This window comes from Shewanella insulae (assembly GCF_009831655.1).
Classification (GTDB): domain Bacteria; phylum Pseudomonadota; class Gammaproteobacteria; order Enterobacterales; family Shewanellaceae; genus Shewanella; species Shewanella insulae.
Window position 1 is genome coordinate 62,445 of sequence record NZ_WRPA01000018.1, and the last position, 21,709, is coordinate 84,153.

22 protein-coding genes are annotated in these 21,709 nt (G+C 53.1%); 7 read left to right on the forward strand and 15 right to left on the reverse strand.

The features are described from left to right. Window positions 1-5: 5 nt before the first annotated feature. Window positions 6-248: a YecH family metal-binding protein gene (locus tag GNT65_RS17040; RefSeq protein WP_160798407.1), complete on the reverse strand. Its 243-nt coding sequence runs from the start codon at window positions 246-248 to the stop codon at window positions 6-8. A 157-nt stretch (window positions 249-405) separates the two neighbouring features. On the opposite strand from GNT65_RS17040, the gene GNT65_RS17045 reads away from it, so the two are divergent. From GNT65_RS17045 to GNT65_RS17055, 3 genes are all read left to right on the forward strand, one after another. Beyond that, a complete protein-coding gene (locus GNT65_RS17045; protein ID WP_160798408.1) occupies window positions 406-2,103 on the forward strand; it encodes a sensor histidine kinase in 1,698 nt (565 codons plus the stop codon). Continuing rightward, a complete protein-coding gene (gene btsR, locus GNT65_RS17050) occupies window positions 2,100-2,810 on the forward strand; it encodes a two-component system response regulator BtsR (protein WP_160798409.1) in 711 nt (236 codons plus the stop codon). The genes GNT65_RS17045 and btsR overlap by 4 nt, the downstream gene beginning before the upstream one ends. Before the next feature lie 119 nt (window positions 2,811-2,929). After that, on the forward strand, window positions 2,930-4,366 hold the full coding sequence (locus tag GNT65_RS17055; RefSeq protein ID WP_160798410.1) for a carbon starvation CstA family protein: 1,437 nt from the start codon (window positions 2,930-2,932) through the stop codon (window positions 4,364-4,366). Between the two features lie 109 nt (window positions 4,367-4,475). Here the strand turns inward: GNT65_RS17055 and GNT65_RS17060 are convergent, their stop codons facing one another. The 9 genes from GNT65_RS17060 to GNT65_RS20565 form a co-directional block, all read right to left on the reverse strand. Beyond that, a complete protein-coding gene (locus GNT65_RS17060; RefSeq protein ID WP_160798411.1) occupies window positions 4,476-5,015 on the reverse strand; it encodes a YaeQ family protein in 540 nt (179 codons plus the stop codon). A 68-nt stretch (window positions 5,016-5,083) separates the two neighbouring features. Next, entirely contained in the window at window positions 5,084-5,995 is a 912-nt protein-coding gene (locus GNT65_RS17065; protein ID WP_160798412.1) for a precorrin-2 dehydrogenase/sirohydrochlorin ferrochelatase family protein, read from the reverse strand. Between the two features lie 70 nt (window positions 5,996-6,065). Continuing rightward, on the reverse strand, window positions 6,066-6,383 hold the full coding sequence (locus GNT65_RS17070) for a putative signal transducing protein (protein ID WP_011866130.1): 318 nt from the start codon (window positions 6,381-6,383) through the stop codon (window positions 6,066-6,068). Window positions 6,384-6,718: 335 nt separating this feature from the next. Next, window positions 6,719-7,666, reverse strand: coding sequence for a protein translocase subunit SecF (secF, locus tag GNT65_RS17075; RefSeq protein WP_160798413.1), 948 nt, complete (start codon window positions 7,664-7,666; stop codon window positions 6,719-6,721). Window positions 7,667-7,679: 13 nt separating this feature from the next. After that, entirely contained in the window at window positions 7,680-9,530 is a 1,851-nt protein-coding gene (gene secD, locus GNT65_RS17080) for a protein translocase subunit SecD (RefSeq protein WP_160798414.1), read from the reverse strand. 39 nt (window positions 9,531-9,569) lie between these two features. Continuing rightward, window positions 9,570-9,902 carry a preprotein translocase subunit YajC gene (gene yajC, locus GNT65_RS17085; RefSeq protein WP_160798415.1) on the reverse strand — a complete coding sequence of 111 codons (333 nt, stop codon included), beginning with the start codon at window positions 9,900-9,902 and terminating at the stop codon, window positions 9,570-9,572. Between the two features lie 27 nt (window positions 9,903-9,929). Next, window positions 9,930-11,054 (reverse strand): tRNA guanosine(34) transglycosylase Tgt, encoded by a 1,125-nt coding sequence (gene tgt / locus GNT65_RS17090; protein ID WP_160798416.1) that lies wholly within the window; start codon window positions 11,052-11,054, stop codon window positions 9,930-9,932. Between the two features lie 168 nt (window positions 11,055-11,222). Beyond that, the gene (gene queA, locus GNT65_RS17095; RefSeq protein ID WP_160798417.1) at window positions 11,223-12,260 is read right to left on the reverse strand and encodes a tRNA preQ1(34) S-adenosylmethionine ribosyltransferase-isomerase QueA; all 1,038 of its coding nucleotides are present in this window, start codon (window positions 12,258-12,260) and stop codon (window positions 11,223-11,225) included. A 71-nt stretch (window positions 12,261-12,331) separates the two neighbouring features. Continuing rightward, the gene (locus tag GNT65_RS20565; RefSeq protein WP_181006351.1) at window positions 12,332-12,493 is read right to left on the reverse strand and encodes a hypothetical protein; all 162 of its coding nucleotides are present in this window, start codon (window positions 12,491-12,493) and stop codon (window positions 12,332-12,334) included. 178 nt (window positions 12,494-12,671) lie between these two features. Between GNT65_RS20565 and GNT65_RS17100 the strand changes: the two genes are divergently transcribed. Both GNT65_RS17100 and GNT65_RS17105 read left to right on the forward strand, forming a co-directional pair. Beyond that, window positions 12,672-13,265 carry an acyl carrier protein phosphodiesterase gene (locus tag GNT65_RS17100; RefSeq protein WP_160798418.1) on the forward strand — a complete coding sequence of 198 codons (594 nt, stop codon included), beginning with the start codon at window positions 12,672-12,674 and terminating at the stop codon, window positions 13,263-13,265. A gap of 33 nt (window positions 13,266-13,298) precedes the next feature. Beyond that, window positions 13,299-13,832 carry a protein disulfide oxidoreductase gene (locus GNT65_RS17105; protein ID WP_338091787.1) on the forward strand — a complete coding sequence of 178 codons (534 nt, stop codon included), beginning with the start codon at window positions 13,299-13,301 and terminating at the stop codon, window positions 13,830-13,832. Window positions 13,833-13,925: 93 nt separating this feature from the next. Here GNT65_RS17105 and GNT65_RS17110 read toward each other — a convergent pair whose 3' ends face one another. Both GNT65_RS17110 and GNT65_RS17115 read right to left on the reverse strand, forming a co-directional pair. After that, window positions 13,926-15,278 carry a sigma-54-dependent transcriptional regulator gene (locus GNT65_RS17110; RefSeq protein ID WP_181006348.1) on the reverse strand — a complete coding sequence of 451 codons (1,353 nt, stop codon included), beginning with the start codon at window positions 15,276-15,278 and terminating at the stop codon, window positions 13,926-13,928. Beyond that, entirely contained in the window at window positions 15,278-16,912 is a 1,635-nt protein-coding gene (locus tag GNT65_RS17115) for a sensor histidine kinase (protein WP_160798420.1), read from the reverse strand. Before GNT65_RS17115 ends, GNT65_RS17110 begins: the two co-directional genes overlap by 1 nt. A 370-nt stretch (window positions 16,913-17,282) precedes the next feature. Here GNT65_RS17115 and GNT65_RS17120 point away from each other — a divergent pair, with 370 nt between their 5' ends. Beyond that, the gene (locus GNT65_RS17120) at window positions 17,283-18,062 is read left to right on the forward strand and encodes a hypothetical protein (RefSeq protein WP_160798421.1); all 780 of its coding nucleotides are present in this window, start codon (window positions 17,283-17,285) and stop codon (window positions 18,060-18,062) included. Window positions 18,063-18,161: 99 nt separating this feature from the next. After that, the gene (locus tag GNT65_RS17125) at window positions 18,162-18,497 is read left to right on the forward strand and encodes a hypothetical protein (RefSeq protein WP_160798422.1); all 336 of its coding nucleotides are present in this window, start codon (window positions 18,162-18,164) and stop codon (window positions 18,495-18,497) included. A 20-nt stretch (window positions 18,498-18,517) separates the two neighbouring features. Here the strand turns inward: GNT65_RS17125 and GNT65_RS17130 are convergent, their stop codons facing one another. From GNT65_RS17130 to GNT65_RS17140, 3 genes are read right to left on the reverse strand one after another with little or no spacing between them, the layout of a single operon-like run. After that, window positions 18,518-20,032: a PhnE/PtxC family ABC transporter permease gene (locus GNT65_RS17130; protein ID WP_160798423.1), complete on the reverse strand. Its 1,515-nt coding sequence runs from the start codon at window positions 20,030-20,032 to the stop codon at window positions 18,518-18,520. 41 nt (window positions 20,033-20,073) lie between these two features. Next, window positions 20,074-20,739 carry an ATP-binding cassette domain-containing protein gene (locus tag GNT65_RS17135; protein ID WP_160798424.1) on the reverse strand — a complete coding sequence of 222 codons (666 nt, stop codon included), beginning with the start codon at window positions 20,737-20,739 and terminating at the stop codon, window positions 20,074-20,076. A 4-nt stretch (window positions 20,740-20,743) separates the two neighbouring features. Next, window positions 20,744-21,598, reverse strand: coding sequence for a putative selenate ABC transporter substrate-binding protein (locus tag GNT65_RS17140; RefSeq protein WP_160798425.1), 855 nt, complete (start codon window positions 21,596-21,598; stop codon window positions 20,744-20,746). Window positions 21,599-21,709 lie beyond the last annotated feature (111 nt).

The following is a 21,709-nucleotide window of genomic DNA, read 5'->3' on the forward strand; positions in this document are numbered from 1 at the left end:
ATTCGTTAGTGATTACAGATACGATCGGCTGCGGTGGCTATCCCCTCGGCCGACTCGGTAAACTTGCCCTTGTGCTCGAGAAAAGCTATCAGCTCCTGGGCGTCCATCTCGCTGGCCGAACAGGTATGATAACGAGCCTGTTCACCAAACGCTTGATGCATGAGCTCACTCAGCTCGCTTTTAGATACGGCGCGGCCCAAAGATAACATAAGTTCCATCACCTGATGGCCATGAATTGAATCTGACATAGTCTTCCTAAAAGATACAAAATAGATAGCCCTTTATAACCTATCTCCATGGGAGAAACTTTGATCCCGTACGCAAAGCCCACCCTTGTCCTAAAATGAGCACGGATGCTATGCTGGTGCTCACTAAGGCCTCCCTATACGAGTACCATTGCCCCTTATGCCTTTGATCCTCCTGCTCACCCAACAGATGTGCCTCTATCTGGTCATAGTGTACCTGCTGAGTAAGACGCCACTGTTTAAGTTGTTTGCCGAAACCGCCACCCGTCTGCCCCATAAGGTCTACATCTACCTTATCTTCTCTGGTTTCTGCATCATGGCCACCTATTTCGGGGAGCAGACCAACGACGCCATCGCCAATACTCGCGCCATGGGCGCGGTGCTCGGTGGCCTGTTAGGCGGACCAATTACCGGCTTCCTGGTCGGCTTAACAGGTGGCCTGCACAGATACAGCATGGGCGGCTTTACCGATCTGGCCTGTGCCATCTCCACCACCCTAGAAGGGCTGTCGGCGGGCATAGTCGGCTTCTATCTGCGTAAACAAAACCGCAGTGAGATGGTCTATGCACCACTGTTGGTCGCCCTGGTCACCTTCTCGGCCGAGATGCTGCAAATGGCGCTGATTCTGGCCATCGCCAAGCCCTATGGCGAAGCCATGGACCTGGTCAAACAGATCGCCCTGCCCATGCTGACGGTCAACTCCATCGGCGCCGCCCTCTTCATGAGCATGGTGCGGGACCAGAAGACCATGTTCGACAAGCTCTCCTCCGCCTTCTCCACCAAGGCACTTAAAATCGCCGAGCGCAGCGTGGGGATCCTCTCTAAGGGGTTCGATCAGGAGGGCAGCACTAAGGTGGCGCAGATCATACTGGAGGAGACCAATGTCGGCGCGGTAGCGATCACCGACAGAGAGAAGTTGCTGGCCTTTATCGGTATCGGTGACGACCACCATATCCCCGGCACGCCCATTTCCTCGAAGATCACCCAAGATGCCATAGAGCAGAACTGTGTCATGTTCGCCGACGGGGTGGAGACCCCTTACGCCTGCTCCATCTCACCTCAGTGTCGTCTCGGCTCCAGTTTGGTGATCCCACTACGATGTGAGTCCGAGGTGATAGGCACCATTAAGCTCTATGAGCCCAAGAACAAGCTGTTTCTCAACATCAATCGCACCTTAGGCGAGGGGATCGCCAGGCTGATGAGTAACCAGATCCTCTATGGTCGCTATGAACTACAACAGAGCCTGCTGACCCAGGCGGAGCTCAAGCTGCTGCAGGCCCAGGTAAATCCCCATTTCCTGTTTAACGCCCTCAACACTATTGCGGCCATCACAGGTAAAGATCCCCTGATGGCGAGGCAGCTGTTGCAACATCTGTCGCAGTTTCTGCGCATCAACCTCAAGCGCACCACGGGACTGGTGACCCTGGGCGACGAGCTGGAACATATCGACGCCTACCTCACCATAGAGAAGGCAAGGTTTATCGATAAGCTCAGCGTGCATATCGATATTCCTCCCATGTTGCACCAGTACCGCCTGCCGGCCTTTACCCTGCAGCCCATCATAGAAAATGCGGTAAAACACGGCACCTCACACCTGCTGGAGCCCGGCGAGATCTGGGTCAGTGGCAGAGCCGAGCAAGATTTATTAATATTGGAAGTAAAAGACAATGCAGGTCTGTATCGACAAGAGCTCAATACAGATACCTCAGGATTAGGTATGTCCATCGTCCATAAGCGGATCCAGAGCCTGTTTGGCCCCCACTATGGCGTTAAGATCAACTGCGAGAAGGACCGTTTTACTCAAGTTATTATTACCCTGCCGTTGAACGATGCGGCACAAACGGAACCTACAGCGTGATCACTTGCTTAATTATCGACGATGAACCCTTTGCCCGCGAAGCCCTCACCGACCAGCTCAAGACCTATCCAGATCTTGAGGTGATTGGCCAATGCAGCAACGCCATAGAAGGGATGCAGGCCATAGGTAAGCTCAAACCTCAGCTGATCTTCGTCGATATTCAGATGCCCAAGATAAGCGGACTCGAGATGGTAGCCATGTTGGATCCCGACAGCATGCCTAGGGTGGTATTTGTCACCGCCTTCGATGAATACGCCATCAAGGCCTTCGACAACCATGCCTTCGACTATCTGCTCAAGCCCGTGGACGAGGCACGCCTGGCCACCACGATAACTAGGGTGCGCCGGGATCTGCACCAACAACCACTCGATGCAGTATTGCCAACGAAGCTCGAACATGTCCCCTGCTACTGCGGTAATCGTCTCAAGGTGATCAACGTCGATGAAGTGGAGTTTGCCTTTAGCGATCTCAGCGGCATACATGTCACCACGGCGCAGGAACAGGTACACACGCACCTAACTCTTAAGGTGTTAGAAGAGAAGACAGAGCTGGTGCGCTGTCATAAACAGTATCTGGTATCACCTCAGGCGATCAGCGAGATTGTGATACTGGAGAATGGCGCCGAGGTACTGACTCACTCGGGTAAGACAATCCCCGTATCTCGTCGTTTCCTCAAGCCTCTGAAACAGCTCTTCGGCTTTCACTAATACAGTTACCGGCTCGATTTTACCGCTTATTCCGCTTATTCGACCACTCACCTAAATGTCGGTTTCCTTAAATTACCGACAAGTTACACTCTTGTTAACTTTAAATGGGAGTGCTAATTATGATGTGGTTTCTAATCTGTGTCGGCCTGCTACTCGGCGGATACTTCATCTACGGTAAGTTTGTTGAGAAGGTGTTCGGTATCAATACCGCTCGCCAAACCCCCGCCTTTACCAAGACAGATGGCGTCGATTATGTGCCTATGTCAAAAGGTAAGGTCTACCTTATTCAGCTGCTGAACATCGCAGGTGTCGGCCCCATCTTCGGCCCTATCCTCGGTGCCCTCTATGGTCCAGCCGCCATGCTGTGGATCGTGATAGGTTGTATCTTTGCCGGTGCGGTACACGACTACTTCTCGGGCATGCTGTCGGTGCGCAACAATGGTCAGTCTGTGCCAAATCTTGCCGGTAAGTACCTGGGCAAGAGCGCTAAGCACTTCATGAACGTGTTTGCCATCATACTCCTGCTACTCGTGGGCGTGGTGTTCATTTCGGCGCCGGCTGGCCTGCTCGGTAAGTTGACCGGTTGGGATGTCAGTCTGTTCCTGGGCATCATCTTTGCTTACTACCTGATCGCCACTATTGTGCCGGTCGACAAGATCATAGGCCGCCTCTACCCCTTCTTCGGCGCCCTGCTGCTGTTCATGTCTGTGGGTCTGACAATCGCCCTGATCGCCTCTAGCGAACACAGCCTGCTGCCAGGTTTTAGCGCCGGTGACTTCCTGTCTAACCTGAACCCGAACGACATGCCACTCTGGCCGGCTCTGTTCATCACCATCGCCTGTGGTGCCGTATCTGGCTTCCACGCCACTCAGTCACCACTGATGGCACGCTGCGTTGAGAATGAATCTAACGGCCGCTTCGTGTTCTACGGCGCCATGATAGGTGAAGGTATCATCGCACTTATCTGGTGTGCTATCGCCCTGTCGTTCTTCGGCGGTGTAGAAGGTCTGAACGCTGGCATGGCGGGTAACCCTGCAAACGTCGTTTACGAAGCCTCTACCGGCCTACTGGGCGCTGTGGGTGGGTTCATGGCTATCCTGGGCGTGATTGTTCTGCCTATCACCTCTGGCGATACCGCTTTTCGCTCAGCACGTCTGATTCTCTCTGAGTTCTTCAAGATGCCACAGACTGCACTGCCTAAGCGTCTTATGCTGGCCATCCCACTGTTTGTGATTGGTGCGATTCTGACGCAAGTAGACTTCGGCGTTATCTGGCGTTACTTCGGCGTGGCCAACCAGACCACGGCAGTGATGATGCTGTGGACAGCTTCAGCTTACCTGCTGCGTCATAACAAGCTGCACTGGATCTGCACCGTCCCCGCCATGTTCATGACCACTGTGGTTATCAGCTTCCTGCTGAACTCGGCCACCTTAGGCGCGGGCCTGCCGATGACAGTCTCGACCATTGCCGGTGTGGTATCGACCTTAGTTATTACCGCACTCATCATAGTGAAGACTAAGGGTCGCGGCGAAGAAGAGTTACCCGAAGAAGCCTAAACCGCTCCTGTAACAACCCCCAAAGTAAAAAACCAGTCGCGAGACTGGTTTTTTTATGTCCTAGGATACCACCTAACTCGGGTCCGCCGGATGCTTCCCCGCTAACGCCCTAGCCCTTTAACTGCTCCGGAATAATATGCACGCTGGCGCTATCGTTGGACAACCACACCTCGCCCTCGCTGATGTTGACCTGCAGACTCATATTACGGCTCACCATCTCGCCCATCGCCTTCACCTGCTCTTCGGGAAGATTCCACACCGCAAGATTCTGATAACGGCTTAAGGCCTGCTCATTTTGCTGCCACCAGATCGGCACCGCGCGGCCACCATAGGTATAGAGCAAGACCCTATCGGCGCGGCTACTAGCCTTCCTGAGCCACTTCTCATCGCTCTGACCAAACTCGATCCAAAGCTCTATCTCATCACTTAAGGATTTCTGCCACAGCTCGGGCTCGCCCTCGACGCACAGGCCCTTGCTAAAAGCCAAGGTATCGCTGGCATTTAAGGCAAAGGCTAGCAGCCGGACCATCATGCGGGCATCGGTTTCTGAAGGGTGTTGAGAAAGCGTGAAGGAATGATCTTGATAGTAGCCACGATCCATGTCGGCAATCTGCAGCTGCACTTTATAAACGGTTGCTTTGGGCGCCATAATGCTCAGTCGTTAAGAATAAAGCGCCTAGTTTACCCTAATTAGGCGCCCTTTGAGCAAGAGATGCGTTACAGCGCCCCCGGGCGCAGGTGTTTCGCCATGGGGAAATGGGCCACCAGCTGAGCTATGGTCTCGGTTTCGCCATAGACCATCACCCGTTCGCCCTTGTCTAACCTGGCTGATAACTCGCTGAGCGGTAACATAGGCTGACGCCCGGCGTCGCGGCGCACCAACTCAGACAGACGTTCTGGCGGCGTCAAGTCGCTACAGAGCCTGTCGAGACGCTGCATCAGTGGCACGGCGGCCAAGGGCAAGAGATCTATGGGGGTGTGGGCCTCGAGTAACAAGAGTTCGCCGCTACCTGACAGGGTATCGAACGCCTGCTCGAAATAATCCACGGTGCGCTCATCGCATCTGTCGCCGTTGAGGCGAAAAAACTGTTCCCAGAACAGCTTACGCTGCTCAAACATCGGCAGACGATGCTGTACCTCGGTGCGTTTATTGGCGATGAAATCGAACAGGTCAGTCAAGGATGCCGGCAACCAGGTCTCAAGACGCGCCCTGAGCTCACGTGCAAACACGGGCGCCGCACCGCTAGTGCTGATGGCGACCTGTAATCGCCCACGGTCGACGATGGCGGGAGTGATGAAGTTACAGAGTTTAGGCGCATCGACTACATTGACCCAGAGTCCCAGCGCCTTGGCCTGCAAGGCAAACTGGCGATTGAGAGGCTCGTCGCCGGTCGCCATATAGAGAAGATCTATCCCTTCGAGGTCATCGAGTTCGGCGAAACGCTGCTCCAGGGCGATCTGCCCCTTATTAGCCATTGCCATCACGACGTCACAGACATTAGGGGCGATCACCCGAATTTGAGCCTGGGTACGGGTGAGTAACTCGAGTTTACGGCTGGCAACTTCGCCTGCGCCTATCATCAGGATCTTCAGCCCGTCGGCCTGGGCGAAAATAGGGAAATATTGCATCGATTAAATAACTTGTCTCGACTAAGGATAAGACAAGAGTAAAGTAAGCCTCAGCGAGCGGCAAGCACTACTAGCTGAGCTGCTCGCTACGCTCGGCGCTGCAATGCCAACAGAGTTCAAAATTACCCTCGTTCATCTCGTGGCACTTGACGCATTGCCACTTGGGGCTCTCGCTGTTTAAGGTCTCAAGCTGTGCCCTGGCCGCCTCATATTGTGACTCGGCCACCCACAGCTCGACATCCTGTAAGTCTACCGGTAACTCACCGATACCACCTAGCAAGGCCTCGCCTCGCAGTTCGACCCCAATACCGCAGGCCTCCAACATCCCTTTCCAAGCATGGGCCTGTAACAAGTTACCACCGGCCACCAACTTACTGCGCTCTTCCATCTTTATCCCCTACAACGCTTGCTCTTTTTGGCAAATTATCAGGTGTTTTGATTAATACCAATCGTAATAAATAATTAATCATTCTAGCTTGTTAAAACGCTCGATAACTGTATTAGTATTTTTAATTGTAGAATAACTACTTATCTAAAAATCCTGCTTTGTTCTCAAGCGTTTTTCCTGCGCTATTTCAGATCACATATTTACTGTGATTGGTATATTCGCTCAACATCCTAGCCTTAAAGCTGACCAATTGTCGAGTCGGGATCCGGCCAATTTGGCAATAAAAAAGCCACGAAACCGTGGCTTTTTTGTAACACTTGATTAACTGCGTGAGCCTATGGCATCAGTGCTTCTTGATCCGCACCCTCTTTTTCGATCTCTACCGGCATCATGTGCTCACGGTTGATCCCCAGCTTAACTGCGAGGAAACTCGCCACATAGATAGAGGAGAAGGTACCCACGAAGATCCCCATCAGCAAGGCTGTCGCAAAGCCGTGGATCATGGTGCCGCCCTTGAGGAACAGGGCTACAACCACCACCAGGGTCGTGCCCGTAGTGATAATGGTACGGCTCATGGTCTGAGTGATAGAGTTATTCACCACGTCAACTGGGGTGCCCTTACGCATCTTGAGGAAGTTCTCACGGATACGGTCAAACACAACGATTGTATCGTTGAGCGAGTAACCTACTACCGTCAGCACCCCGGCCAATACCGTCAAGTCGAACTCCAACTGGAACATAGAGAATACACCGAGCGTGATGATCACGTCGTGCGCCAACGCCGCCACCGAACCTAGAGCCAGACGCCATTCAAAACGGAAAGAGACGTAGATAAGAATACAGATCAGCGCCACCAAGACGGCCAGGCCACCCTGTTCAGCCAACTCCTTACCCACCTGAGGACCGACAAACTCGACACGTTTCTGAGTCACGCTAGGGTCGACCTTAGCCGCCGCTTCCATCACATGCTCAACCTGCAGGTCGCTCTTCACACCTTCTTTAACCGGCAGACGGATCAGTACGTCGCGGCTCGAACCAAAGTTCTGTACCACGGCGCCATCTGTCTCGTCTGAGGTCAACGCTGCACGCAGCTTGTTAAGATCGACAGGGTTCTCAAACTCCATCTCGACGACGGTACCGCCGGTGAAGTCCAATCCCCAGTTAATTCCTTTCACCGCCAGCGAGCCTAATGAGGCCAGCACCAAGATCAGTGACAAACCACTGATGGCTACCGCATGGCGCAGGAAGTTGATCGTGCCTTTAATTGATAAAATCTGGAACATGGTCAACTTCCCCTTAAATAGACAGTTTCTTCACGCGCTTACCACCCCAGATAGCGTTAACTATCGAGCGAGTACCCACGATGGCGGTAAACATAGAGGTCGCGATACCTATCATCAGGGTCACGGCGAAACCTTTCACGGCGCCGGTACCCACGGCAAATAGGATCAATGCCGTCATAAAGGTTGTGATGTTGGCATCGGCAATGGTTGAAAACGCGTTGCCATAACCTTCATGGATCGCCTGCTGTACGCTGCGTCCCGCACGAAGCTCTTCACGAATACGCTCGTAAATCAGTACGTTACCATCTACAGCCATACCGACTGTTAACACCATACCCGCAATGCCCGGCAGGGTCAGCACGGCGCCAGGGATCATAGACATGACACCCACCACCATCACTAGGTTGGCCGTCAGTGCTAGGTTAGCGATAAGGCCAAAGCCGCGATAGTAAACCAGCATGAAGATCAACACGACCGCCATACCCCAGATCATCGCCTGCATACCGTTTTCGATATTCTCGGCGCCCAGGCTTGGACCGATAGTGCGCTCTTCGACAATAGACACTGGTGCGATCAAGGCGCCGGCACGTAGCAAGAGAGCAAGGTTTTGCGCTTCAGAGTGGTCAAGACCGGTAATAACGAAGTTGCGGCCCAGGCGCGCCTGAATGGTCGCCACCGAGATCACCTCTTCGATCTTATCCATCTTCACGCTGCCGTCAGGGTTCTTGGCACCGTTATCCTTATACTCGATAAACAGGGTCGCCATCGGCTTGCCGATGTTGTCCTTAGTCACGTTCGAGAAGATAGAACCACCCTTAGAGTCCAGGTTAATAGACACCTGAGGACGGCTGTACTCATCGAAACTTGGCTGTGCACCCTGAATATGGTCACCTGTGAGCATCACCTCTTTGTGCAGGGCCACTTTACCGCCCTCACGACGGTCATAGATCTGCGAACCAGGTGATACACGGCCTGCTGCAATCGCCGCCGCATCCGCCTTCTCGTCTACCATGTGGAATTCGATAGACGCGGTAGCCCCCAGGATATCCTTGGCGCGGGCCGTGTCTTGAACACCCGGTAGTTCGACGATGATGCGCTCCGCGCCCTGGCGCTGAACCACTGGCTCGGCAACACCCAACTCGTTCACACGATTACGCAAGGTGGTGATGTTCTGCTGTAGCGCTTCCTCTTTAACTTGCTTGAGGTAGATCTCGCTCATGTTCGCCAGCAGCATTAAGTCGCTGCCAGACGATGCATCGACGAACACCATCTCGTTAGTACGGCTCTTGAGGAATCGTTCTGCCTTGGCTAAATTCTCGGCATCACGAAACTTGATCTCAATCCCTTTAGGGGTACTGCGAATACCCGCATAACGAATTTTCTCACCACGAAGATCGGTTCTGAAATCGGCAATTTTCGCCTCGGTCATCTTGCGGATCGCCTCGCTCATGTCCACTTCCATCAGGAAGTGCACACCACCGCGAAGGTCCAGACCCAGCTTCATAGGGCTACCACCCATAGACTCCAGCCACTCAGGTGTAGCCGGTGCCAGGTTTAGCGCCACAATATATTTGTCGCCGAGTACCTCGGCAATTGCCTCTTTCGCCAGCAGTTGTTGGTCCGCATCGGTAACACGTACCAATAGCTGACCGTTCTCCAACTCTGAACGCTTTACCGCGATGCCTTTCGCCGACAGAATGTCAGTGACCTGACTCTGGGTCGAAACATTAACTTCCGCGCCACGTGTGGCCACGACCTGCACCGCGTGATCTTCACCAAATAGATTTGGTATTGCGTAGAAGGCACCGACGGCGATGATCAACGCCACCATCAGGTTCTTCCACATTGGGTATTTATTTAACACACCATCGCCCTCTTGGCTTAAAGTGACTTAACTTTCAACTTAAAGTGACTTAATAGACCCTTTAGGCAAAACAGCCGCTATATAATCCTTCTTGATTGTGATTTCTGAGGTTTCGTTAATCGTCAGCAACACATAATCATTATCGTCGCTGATCTTGGCGATCTTACCCAAGATCCCACCACTGGTGAGCACTTCGTCACCCTTGCTCAACGAGCTCATCAGGTTCTTATGTTCTTTTACACGCTTAGATTGCGGACGGAAGATCATGAAGTAAAAGATCAAACCGAAAATGACCAGCATGAAAACCAGTTCCATGGTGCCACCCGCGCCATTTACCGGCGCATCGGCTGCGTATGCATTTGAAATCAACATATTTCTCTCTTCTTATTAGCAGTAAAATTAATCGGATAACTTAGGAACTTCGCGACCTTGACTGGTATAGAACTCCTCAACAAAGGCGTCTAATGTACCTGTCTCGATAGCACCACGCAAACCTTCCATCAACATTTGGTAGTAACGCAAGTTATGAATGGTGTTTAAACGTGCCCCTAAGATTTCATTACAACGATCTAAGTGATACAGGTACGCCCGCGAGTAATTCTTACAGGTGTAGCAGTCACACATAGCATCGAGTGGTGAAGTATCATCACGATGACGCGCGTTGCGGATCTTGATAACCCCTTCACTGGTAAACAGGTGACCGTTGCGCGCATTACGAGTCGGCATGACACAATCGAACATGTCGACGCCTCTGCGTACCCCCTCAACGAGATCTTCCGGTTTACCCACCCCCATCAAGTAACGTGGCTTGTCGGCCGGGATCTGCGGACAGACATGCTCAAGAATACGGTGCATATCTTCCTTAGGTTCCCCTACCGCCAAACCGCCGACGGCATAACCGTCGAATCCTATCTCTAACAAGCCTTTAAGGCTCTCATCGCGCAGGTCTTCATACACACTGCCCTGAATAATCCCAAACAGCGAGTTAGGATTTTCCAGACGGTTGAACTCATCGCGTGAACGCTGTGCCCAACGCAGCGACATCTGCATCGACTTACGTGCCTCGTCGTGTGTCGCCGGGTATGGCGTACACTCATCGAAGATCATCACCACATCTGAGCCGAGCGAGTATTGGATCTGCATCGACTTTTCCGCGTCCATGAAGATCTTTTCGCCGTTGATCGGCGAACGGAAATGCACGCCCTCTTCGGTGATCTTTCGAATATCGCCGAGGCTAAATACCTGGAATCCGCCTGAATCGGTTAAGATAGGACGCTGCCAATTCATGAAGTCATGCAGATCGCCATGCTTGCGCATGATCTCTTCGCCAGGACGTAGCCAAAGGTGAAAGGTGTTCCCCAGCAGAATATCGGCGCCCGTGGCACGTACTTCTTCCGGTGTCATTCCCTTCACCGTACCGTAAGTGCCCACTGGCATGAATGCCGGTGTCTCTACCGTACCGCGTTCGAACACTAAGCGACCGCGACGCGCGCGACCATCGGTTGTATCTAATTCAAATTTCATTTTTAACCTCGCCAGAGAAACAGTCTGACTCTCTTCGTGTCATTAAAACAGACACAGCTGAACAATAGAGATAAGGGCAAACAACTCAGTATCAACCCTCATCATCAAAAATCTCTAAAAAAATACCCACCTCAAGTGTGGGTGGGTATTTTAAAGCAAAATCATCGCTTAGTTCGCTTTTTTAGTCACAAACATGGCATCACCGTAGCTGAAAAAGCGGTATTTTTGTGCAATCGCATGTTGATAGGCGTTTTTTACCTCATCGAAGCCGGCAAAGGCACTGATCAACATGATAAGGGTCGACTCCGGCAGGTGAAAATTAGTCACCATGGCATCGACAACCTGAAACTCGTAACCCGGATAGATGAAGATGTCGGTATCGCTGCTGTAGGCCTGCAGCTCTCCTTCGCTGGCCTTGGCCGCACTCTCTAGCGAGCGCACCGAGGTGGTACCCACGGCGATGACGCGATTACCGGCCGCCTTGGTAGCCTTAATGCTATCGACCACATCCTGAGGCACCTCTGCCCACTCTGAGTGCATCTTGTGATCTAAGATACTATCGACCCTGACCGGCTGGAAGGTACCCGCGCCAACGTGCAGAGTCACGAAGGCAACATTAACCCCTTTCGCTTTCAGCGCGGCAAGCAGGCCATCGTCGAAATGCAGACCCGCGGTAGGCGCCGCCACGGCGCCAGGACTCTGGTTGTAAACGGTTTGGTAGCGCTCCTTATCGGCATCCTCATCGGGACGGTCGATATAAGGCGGCAGCGGCATGTGTCCGACCTCTTCGAGCACCTCGAGTACGCTTGACTCGCTGTTGAGCTCCAGCTCAAACAGGGCATCGTGACGGGCGAGCATGGTCATCTCATAGCCGCCATCCAAGCAGATGATGGTGCCGGGCTTAGGTGACTTGGAACTGCGTACATGGGCTAGAATACGCTTGTCATCCAACATGCGCTCGACCAAGATCTCCAACTTACCGCCAGTCTGCTTCTGACCAAAAACGCGCGCCGGGATCACTCGGGTGTTGTTGAACACCATAAGATCGCCAGGGTTAACCATCTCCAGGATATCGGTAAATTGCTTGTCCGCTACCGCGCCGCTATTACCATCTAGGGTCAATAAACGGGACGCCGTACGATTAGGCATGGGGTAACGGGCGATCAACTCATCGGGAAGATCGAAAGAAAAGTCGGCAACGCGCATAGTCTGTCTCTGCTTAGCATAAATCGGCCGCTAGTCTATTGGCTGATGATGATAAGATCAAGACACAGGGCTTAGCTGGCCTTCTTCTCCTTCTCCGCCACTGGTATATTGGCTTGTAGATCGAAACTGGATTTTCGGTAACTATGTTGTTCGAAAGGGATATCGACCTCGACCCGCCGCCGTCGAGAGGAAGATTTTTTGCCTAGACGTTTCATCAACCAGTTCCACATCATCCTTGATCCTTTAAACCGATAATTAATACGAAGGGTGCAAGGTGCACATCCTGTTGATCCCGATACCTAAGCAAACTGTTCGTTAAAGATAACGTCGCGTCAGATAAAGGTTTCATCGCACCTTAGGGCATGATAACGTGAAAACCGTGATTTAACAAAGCAATTAAACTTTAATCTAATGAACTTTTTGGCCCATCTGCACCTGGCAGATAACAGTAAGACAGATCTCGCCGCCAATCTCGCCGGTGATTTTGCTAAAGGCAACATCGCCGATCACCCCAAGTCCCTGCAACAGGGGATCTGGCTACACAGGCAGATTGACTCGCTTACCGACAGTCATGAACTCACCAAGGAACTCAAGGCCGCCTTCCCTAAGACGCTACAGCGCGCCGCGCCGATTCTGATCGATCTGGCCTTCGACCACATGTTGGCTAAGTACTGGGAGGAGTATCATCACCTGTCGTTGCCCGCCTTTGCCCAGCAAGCCTATCAAGCGCTGAGCAGCGCCGAGGAGCTACCGGTCAAACTAGACGAGATCATCATTCGCATGGAGCAGGAGAACTGGCTTATAGCCTATGAGAGCCGTGAAGGGCTGAATCAGACCATAAAGGCGGTGAGCCGCCGTGTCTCTAAGCCGGAAATTTTCGATGGTGCCATCGACACGGTCAAGCGAATGGATACCGAGATAGAGATTGCCTTTCGTACCTTCTATCCCCAGCTGATGGCCTATAGCCGCATCTGGACCCGTCAGACGCCGCCTGAATTTCTCTAGCGGGTGAAGAGCTAAACCTAAGGGTTCAATTCTGTGTCATCGACCTTCAAAAGCCTGGCAAGCAAGTTAAAGCCGTTCGTTAAGCCTAGGCGCAAGCGCTATCGCTATCTCAGAGACGCCGCCTTAATGGCGCTACTTGCCTTTGCCCTGCTCAGCTATCAGCAGCGGAACATGATCTCAGGCGAGGCTCCTCCCCTCAGCGCGATCACCACTCAAGGCCAGCCCATTGCGCTTAAGCAGGGTGAAGTTACCCTGATCTATTTCTGGGGCACCTGGTGCCCGATATGCCGGGTCACCTCGCCCATGGTCAATAGCGTGGCCGGGGATCACAAGGTGATAAGCATCGCCGTCGCCTCAGGCACGGATGACGAGATCAATCAATTCATGACGGAACACCACTATCAATTTGACGTCATCGGCGATGAAGAGGCGCTGCACCAGGCCTGGGGGGCCAGCGTATTTCCCGCCATCTATATCGTCGACAAGCAGGGGCTAATTCGCTTTAAGACCTCTGGCGCCACCAGCAGCTGGGGCATGAGGCTCAGGCTGTTACTCGCGGCCTGGTGAGCAATCGGTTCAACGAAATAGACTCTAACGATAACGGCTTCGACAAGCGGCAGCCTCCCCCTTAGCCGTATCAAGCAACAGCACACCGCAAATTTAAACCAACTGATATTTCTCCAGGCGATAAAGGAAAGCCTTATAGCTCAGGCCCAAACACTTTGCCGCCTTGGTGCGATTGCCCTCGAAGCGGCTGAGGGCCTGGCGCAGGCAATCTTTCTCGAAGCTTTCCCACTCGATACCCGCCTCGGGCAAGACGAAGCGGCTGGTATCCAGCGGCTGGGGCGCGGCGCCTAGTTCCTGCACCATCTCCGCTTCATCCCCAAGCAAGACGAAACGCTCGATGCGATTCGCCAGCTCGCGCACATTGCCCGGCCAGCTGTGATCAAGCAGCGCCTTTAAGGTATCCCGACTCAGCTTAGGCACTGCCATGCCGTATTGATTGGCATGGAGCTTAAGAAAATGCTCCACCAGTCTGCCGATATCCTCGGGGCGCTCCCGCAGCGCCGGCATATGTATGGGTACCACGTTGAGCCGGTAGTAGAGATCCTCCCGAAAACGCCCCTCAGCCACCTCTTTCTGCAGGTCCCTATGGGTCGCGGCAATCACCCTGACATCCAACTTGATCTCGCTGTTCTGCCCAAGGCGGGAGATCACGCCCTCCTGCAAGAAACGTAGCAGCTTGGTCTGCTGCAGCAGAGGCAGCTCGCCTATCTCATCGAGAAACACAGTGCCGCCATCGGCCGCCTCCAGCTTGCCGATCTTCTGGGTATTGGCCCCCGTAAAAGCCCCCTTCTCGGCGCCAAACAGCTCAGCCTCGGCCAGAGACTCGGGGATCGCGCCGCAGTTGATGGCGACAAAGGGCTTATGGCTGCGCCCAGACAGCTGATACAGGGCCCGCGCCGCCAGCTCCTTACCCGTGCCACTCTCGCCGCCGATGAGCACTGTCGCGTCGGTGGCGCTCACCCGCTGCACCCTCTGATACACCTTCTGCATCAAGGCGGAGCGTCCCACCAGCCCCACCAGCTCCTGCTGCTGTGACAGCTCGGAAGAGAGTCGGCGGTTCTGCCGCTTCAATGCGGTAGATTTGGCCACCTTCTCGATAGCAAGTAATAGGCTCTGACGCTGATAGGGCTTGGCCAGATAGTCGTCCGCTCCCGCCTGCATGGCATCCACCGCATGGGTGATGGTGCCGTAGGCGGTGGCGATAATGAAGCCCATATCTGGATGTTCGCGGCGCACATAATTAAGCAGATCCATGCCGGTTAACTGGCCCAGCTTCCAGTCGGAGAACACCAGATCCGGCGCGGATGCCTTAATCATCACGATCGCCTGCTCGACGCTGTCGGCGCTCTCCACCTGATACTGATTGGCCGTCAACATCTGCACGATCAATGCTCTCTGATCCGGCTCATCCTCAACCACCAAAATATGCAACTTAGGCTGCTCCATCATAGATCCTCTGTCTGGGGCTTATCTTCTTGCTTTGTTTTATTACTATCGGGCTTGGCGAAATAGAGGGTCACCAGGGTGCCACCGCCGGGATTATCATCAAAGGTGATGCGGCCACCATAATGCCCCTGGATCAAGCGCTCGGCGATATAGATCCCCATGCCGGTACCCTCCGCCTTAGTGGTCACATGGGGCTGGGCCAGCTTATCACGCACCTCTGGGCTGATCCCCTTGCCGGTATCGGCCACCACTAAGGTATAACTCTCATCATCTTCCGCCAGGGTCAGGTCAATACGGCCTGAGTCCGGGGTAGCCTCTACCGCATTGGTCACCACCGCATGTAATATGCTGCGGATCTCAGACTCGGCGCCCTGTACCTGAATCGCCTTATCCTCACAGTGAAAGGCGATGCTGGGCTTGCTGCCGTTAATCGAGAGTTCCAGCAAAATATCCTGCACCGTCGCCGCCAGCGGCACCCATGACTGGCGGTTCACCTGAGTACTCGACAGCGTCAGCAGAGATTGAATGCTCTTATCCATCATGGAGATTTTCTGCTGCATCTGACTAAGCAGCTTGTTAGCGTCTTCCATGGAATCCGACTGGGTTACCGCCTCAGACAATAGCCCCAGGGTGTGTAGCGGATTACGCAGGCTATGGGCGATCCCCCGGGTCACCTCCCCCAGTTCGGCCAGCTGCTTCTGCTGCGCCATCTGTTTCTTCTGCTCGCTTAGAGAAGCGAGCTGACAGCTCATCTCGTTAAAACCGTTGAGAATGCTCTTTAACTCCTTAACCCCACGCTCATCCACCTGATAGCCAAGTTCCCCCTGTCCCAGCTTCCTATGCCCTTTTGCCAGAGCCGACAGCGGCGCACTGATCACATGGCTGAGCATATAGACCAATAATAGGCCTGCCAGCGAGCTCACCAGAATCGCGCCTATCATGGACTCGCTGAAACGCTCGAGCTGCTCGTTGGTCTCCTGATTAGGCAGATTAATATCATGGGCAAATTCAACCGCTACCTTACCCTCCTCCGGCATGGGGGGCGAGATAGGCGCGTCTATGATGGCCACATTGCCCTTATCGAGCCAGCTGTTGGTATCTATCTCAATCTGACTCACGGCGTCATGCAGACGCTGGCGATACTCATCGGCGGCTTGGCGCTTCGCCTCGGCGATGCTCGCTTTCTGATGCTGCTTAAGCTCTCTCTCGTAGGACATCATGGCATTGAGATGATCCTTAAGCTCTTGCTGCTTGGCCGCCAGCTTGGCTCGAAAGAAGGCTTTCTGCTCGGCAGAGGCATTGTCTGTCTCCATCTCCATGCGCACCACCTCTTCGCTGAGCTGTGCTATCGCCTGGGAGACAGATTCGATATCCTGCTCAAACTCCTGTCTGAGCACCTCGGCATCTTGGATGGACTCCTGTAGAGCCTGCTCATCAAACTGCACCACAAACTCCTGCTCTGTACCTACGTTATCAATAAGTACCTTTACCAGGTTTTGTGACAGATCCCTCGAGCGCTCACTGAGCTCGCTCTGTAGCTGTGCCTTATAAAAATGGGAAATCAACAGTTGACTGCCGCCCAACAGTAAGATGAGCGCGCCGAAAAGCACAAACAGATAACCTTTAATCGACATAGAAGCCTCAAGTTTCGATAAAAACGTCGCACAGGCGCTGAGATAGACTAAGCGTGTCGCACCCGCATCTCAGGTTATACAAAAACAGTACCAAGATAAAACCCCTTGTGGATCATCCTATTAGCCGCTAGGTGTATATCACCATATCCAGGCTAGGCCATGAATTTCCCCATATCGGGAAATTCATGGCCCATATGAGGTTAAATCACCAGGAGTGACAGATATGTTTTTTCAACCAGAGTCCTACCAATGCCCACCCAGACTGGATTTCGCTAATTTGGCACGGCCTTAGCAATATCCTTAGCATTGTCCTTAGCAACAGATAGTTAAATCATTCATCACTAATTTCACCACTATGGAAGGAAAACCCATGAAACTCAATAAACTCACTTCGCTTATCGCCTGCTCCGCACTACTGTCATTTACCCTGGCTGCTGCACCTACCGACGTGCGTCAAATCGATTTTAATGACGACCAACTCAAGGCCAACTTAGTTAAAGATGGCGACAAGGTCACTAAGCTGACCCTGGACCTTGAGGATAAGCAGCACAACTACAGCTTCAGCAATGATGAGATAAAAGACGAGAAGCTTATCCGGCAGAAACTTGCCAAGCTACCTCAAGAGACTCAGGATAAGATGGTTCGCCTGCTCAAGCAGATCGACAGTGACGAGTCACATTATCACTACCTGCGCCATAGCGAGTTATCAAAGGCCGACAAGGCCAAGATAGACGCTCTGACCAAGAAGATGGCCAATAAGGAAGCGGCTCTCGCCAAACATATTGCAAAGATAGAAGTTAAAGTTGCGGCAAAAAGTGCTGAAATGGCGGCCAAAAGAGCCGAAATGGAACGTAAAGCTGCAGAACTCGAAGCAAAGGCCCGTGAATTTGAGGTGATCATAGACACGCAAGACGGCGAATTTAATAAGGAGATCGAACTGCTATCGGACGATATCGCCGAAATCGCCACCGAGATAGCGGAGATCGAAATGAAATATCATGGCGATGGCGAGCGAGAGTTTGTGGTGATAACAAGCGACAACGACGAGAGTGATGTCGAACAGCTGATCCATCTCATCGAAACCGGCAAGCTGAGTGATGCCCAAAGGCGTAAACTTCAACAGGCCCTAAACAATGATGATCGCAAATAAATGAAAATGTGAACAACGCGATAGAATGCGCCGCTGCCCCAAGGTAATCTGCCACCAAGATGTTTACTCACACTCACTCTACAAACTGAGGCAATTATCATGTGGTGGCGCATTCTCATCATCTTTCTCGCATTTGCTCTACTTGGCGCCCACTTTATGCGCTTCGGACAAACCCTTATCAGCGCAGCCTTCATCGCGGCGCCGCTGCTGCTATTCATTCGCCACGTGGCCATCACCCGCATCCTACAACTGGTGCTTATCTTAAGCGCCATCTTCGTCTGGGGCTTGAGTGGCCTCGACTATGTGCAGATGCGGATCTCAATGGACGCCCCCTGGCTAAGACTCGCCATCATCATGTCGGCGGTGAGCCTATTTACCCTGCTGGCCTCTTTCTGCTGTCAGGGCGTACAGCGTCTAAGACAGGCTAAACGCTAGATTCTCGCTAAGAGATAACACTAGACCACACAGGATACCTGGCCGACTGCCATCCCTTGATTCAGGCGCTTGGCCAGCATTCGCCGCGCCAGGCTATCGACCAACACATTAAGCAAAGCTGTCACGATCAACAGGTAGAAGGCGTTGTTATAGCGTATCTCGCTAAAAGCACTGTCGACATAGAAGCCTAAGGTCATGACCCCCAGCACGCCGAAGATAGCCGTTTCCCGCAATATCACCTCGAAACGATAGAAGAGTAGCGACATCAGGTTGGGATAGATACGCGGCAACACCTCGAAGCCATAATGATCCCCACGTCTCTGGTACTGTTCACTGGGCCTAACCAGGCTGTCCTGACGCGTCAGCAGGTAGGCGATCAGAGCGCCATTGTGCAACCCCAGTGCCAAGATGGCGGGTAACATGGAAGGGCCACAAAGCATCATGAAGATGAAGGCTAAGATATATTCCGGCATGGAACGCATGATCAGCAGCAAGAGTTGCCCTAAGGGCATAGAGAATTTACCTCTGCTATGCATGCTGGCAAAACGATGGCCAAGCAGTGCCAGCAGATGAGTCAATCCCAGCGCGCTCACCGCCAACACTAAGGAGGCCGCGGCGCCAGGTAGCGCCTGCTCTAACGTTAGGCGCTGCCACCAGCTGGCAAATCGTGTCAGTCCCTGTTCAAGGCCTTGCTGCCCATGAATCACTTCGCGGATCCCAGGTGGCAGGATATCAAAGGTCAAGAATTGCCATACCAGCTGCAGATCTACACCTGTGAGCTTAGGTAGGGTGAAGAGCGCCGCCAACAGATAGAGTGGTAGCAGACGCCGACGCGACCACAGCGGGATTGTACCAATCAAGACCACAAACAGGATAAGCAGCGCCGCCCCCTCATGGTACTTCCCCTGACGAAAGGCGGTCTCTAAATAGAAACCTAAGGTAGGCATACCGATAAAGCCGAGCACGGCGCTGCTGCGCAGGGCACACTCGAATCGGTAGCGCACATAGGCCAGCATCAAAGGCAGCACATGGCCAAGCTTACCGTAGAAGTACGCGCTTAGCCTGTCGCAACCTATGGGCAGTGTCTCTTTGGTGCTACTCGGTGCCTGTTGCAGTATGTCGTGAAACACCCGGGCAAAGGTTGCGCCATAGGGTAAGGCGATAGCCAACACGCCGGTCACAGGCGACAAGCCAAAGACTTGCAGAAAGAGAAGTGCCCAGAAGATCTCATGGATCCCCCGCACCATGGCACAACTCGCTGCCACCCAGGGCGAGCGATAGACGAGTGCCAAGGGAGAGCCCAGCAACAAGCCAAAGGTGACTCCGAGCAAGGCAAAACTCACCGTCTGCCACAGGGCGTTGGCCAAAGATTCTGTCGCAAAGAAATCGGGCGTCAGCAACCCCTGCCCCATGCGCAGCAGCTCGCCCCAGGGATCTAGGCTGATAATGTCGATATCGACAAATAGCAGACTGATCCCCACCAGCAACCAGAGACCCAATGTCAGCCGCTGCCAGGGCCCGACAAAGTTAAACATCTAAGTCAAACATCTAAGTTAAACATCTAATTTTACACACCCTAGCTCGTCGCCATCTGGGTATCGAAGAAGCAGGCCAATTGTTCACCATCGAGTAAACTCGCGGGCTTATCGAGCACTAACTTGCCATCACTCAGCCCTATGATGCGATCGAAGTGACTCAGTGCCAGCTCACTGTCGTGCAACACCATGATCACCGTCTCGTGGCGAGCCTTGACCAGACTCAGCAGGCGCTGAGCCATCACGGGATCCAGGGCCGAAAACGACTCGTCGCCGATGAAGGTCGTCTTTTCTTGGTAGAGCGCCCGGGCCAGGGCTACCCGCTGGCGCTGGCCGCCGGAGAGCGAAGAGACCGGCTTATGTAGCGGCGCATCAAGATAAAGCTCCCGGCACAGCAGCTCCACCTCTTGGCGTCTGCCCGCCATGGGCCAGGCGAGATTAAGCAGGTTATATACCGCCGAATGCCTAGCCAGCGCGCCCATATAGACGTTATGAAACACACTCAGTCCATCGACCAGACCTTGAGACTGGCTGCACAGGGCGGCGTCTTGCTTAAGCTGCTGATAGAGATAACTCAGCAGTGTCGACTTACCCGCCCCAGAGGGCCCGACTATGGCTAAAGACTCTCCCCGTTTAATCGACAAATCGAGATCGTCGATGACCCGAGTATCGCGATAACTCAGGGAGAGTGATTCTATCTGGAGCACAGAATTAATCTAACAGGCCGATCGCCGTGGCCACGGATTCGATAGGCTCGTAATCTGCGTTGTCAGCCTCAACAAATGACTGACGTGGGAAGCTGGCCAGCAGATCGGGATCCTTCATCTCCAGCAGCACCTTGGTCAGCTTCTCGGTAAAGCCTTTACCAAAACGCTGATCGGCATCGGCACGTACCGTCCACTGGTAGTCAGGATAGGCAGGGGTTTCCCAGATCACCTTCACCTTGCTGGTATCGACGGTGCCATTGGCCACCGCCGTTTCCCATACCTTATAGTTTACCGCGCCAACCTGGTAGGCACCGGCCTCTACTTGGGCAATGGTGCGGCTGTGATCGCCGGAGAAACCTATACGGGTAAAGATATCTTTCACCTGCTTGCCCATGTTGCGCTCGATATAAAACTGCGGCATCAGGCGACCCGAGGTAGAACCTTTAGAACCGAAGGTAAAGGTATAACCATTCAGATTAGGGAAGTTGGTCGACGGCTCCAGCGGCGTCGAGGCGTTGGCGATAAAGAAGCTCTTAAAGTATTGATCTTCATAGCCCTGGGCAATCGCTTGCGAACCAGGCACCAGACGTCTCGCCTGCACGCCAGAGAGGCCACCAAACCAGGCAAGCTGCACCTGATTGTTACGAAATGCGGTAACGGCCGCGGCATAAGATTTCACCGGCACATAGTTCACCTCAACACCCAGTTCTGCCTCCAGGTATTTCGCCACCTTGTTAAAACGAGTCTTAAGCTGACTCTCGTTTTCATCTGGGATAGCGGTAAAGGTAAAGCTTTCGGCCAAGGTTGCCGGCACAAACAAACAGGTAAAGATTAAAGGTAGAATTTTAGCGAAGGACATATCCAAGCCTAAACGAGTAAGAAATTTACCGGATTCTAACCATTTGACAGACAAATTAACAGGCACAAGATGCCTCTCCGACTCACAAAAATCTAACAATTAAACTTTGTT

Coding starts and splice junctions, on each gene's coding strand:
- GNT65_RS20565 (WP_181006351.1), bottom strand. CDS start 12,493: ATGATGTGGAACTGGTTGATGAAACGTCTAGGCAAAAAATCTTCCTCT.
- GNT65_RS17055 (WP_160798410.1), top strand. CDS start 2,930: ATGATGTGGTTTCTAATCTGTGTCGGCCTGCTACTCGGCGGATACTTC.
- queA (WP_160798417.1), bottom strand. CDS start 12,260: ATGCGCGTTGCCGACTTTTCTTTCGATCTTCCCGATGAGTTGATCGCC.
- GNT65_RS17045 (WP_160798408.1), top strand. CDS start 406: ATGCCTTTGATCCTCCTGCTCACCCAACAGATGTGCCTCTATCTGGTC.
- secF (WP_160798413.1), bottom strand. CDS start 7,666: ATGTTCCAGATTTTATCAATTAAAGGCACGATCAACTTCCTGCGCCAT.
- GNT65_RS17070 (WP_011866130.1), bottom strand. CDS start 6,383: ATGGAAGAGCGCAGTAAGTTGGTGGCCGGTGGTAACTTGTTACAGGCC.
- GNT65_RS17065 (WP_160798412.1), bottom strand. CDS start 5,995: ATGCAATATTTCCCTATTTTCGCCCAGGCCGACGGGCTGAAGATCCTG.
- GNT65_RS17115 (WP_160798420.1), bottom strand. CDS start 16,912: ATGTCGATTAAAGGTTATCTGTTTGTGCTTTTCGGCGCGCTCATCTTA.
- GNT65_RS17110 (WP_181006348.1), bottom strand. CDS start 15,278: ATGGAGCAGCCTAAGTTGCATATTTTGGTGGTTGAGGATGAGCCGGAT.
- GNT65_RS17130 (WP_160798423.1), bottom strand. CDS start 20,032: ATGTTTAACTTTGTCGGGCCCTGGCAGCGGCTGACATTGGGTCTCTGG.
- GNT65_RS17060 (WP_160798411.1), bottom strand. CDS start 5,015: ATGGCGCCCAAAGCAACCGTTTATAAAGTGCAGCTGCAGATTGCCGAC.
- GNT65_RS17125 (WP_160798422.1), top strand. CDS start 18,162: ATGTGGTGGCGCATTCTCATCATCTTTCTCGCATTTGCTCTACTTGGC.
- tgt (WP_160798416.1), bottom strand. CDS start 11,054: ATGAAATTTGAATTAGATACAACCGATGGTCGCGCGCGTCGCGGTCGC.
- GNT65_RS17040 (WP_160798407.1), bottom strand. CDS start 248: ATGTCAGATTCAATTCATGGCCATCAGGTGATGGAACTTATGTTATCT.
- GNT65_RS17100 (WP_160798418.1), top strand. CDS start 12,672: ATGAACTTTTTGGCCCATCTGCACCTGGCAGATAACAGTAAGACAGAT.
- GNT65_RS17120 (WP_160798421.1), top strand. CDS start 17,283: ATGAAACTCAATAAACTCACTTCGCTTATCGCCTGCTCCGCACTACTG.
- GNT65_RS17140 (WP_160798425.1), bottom strand. CDS start 21,598: ATGTCCTTCGCTAAAATTCTACCTTTAATCTTTACCTGTTTGTTTGTG.
- yajC (WP_160798415.1), bottom strand. CDS start 9,902: ATGTTGATTTCAAATGCATACGCAGCCGATGCGCCGGTAAATGGCGCG.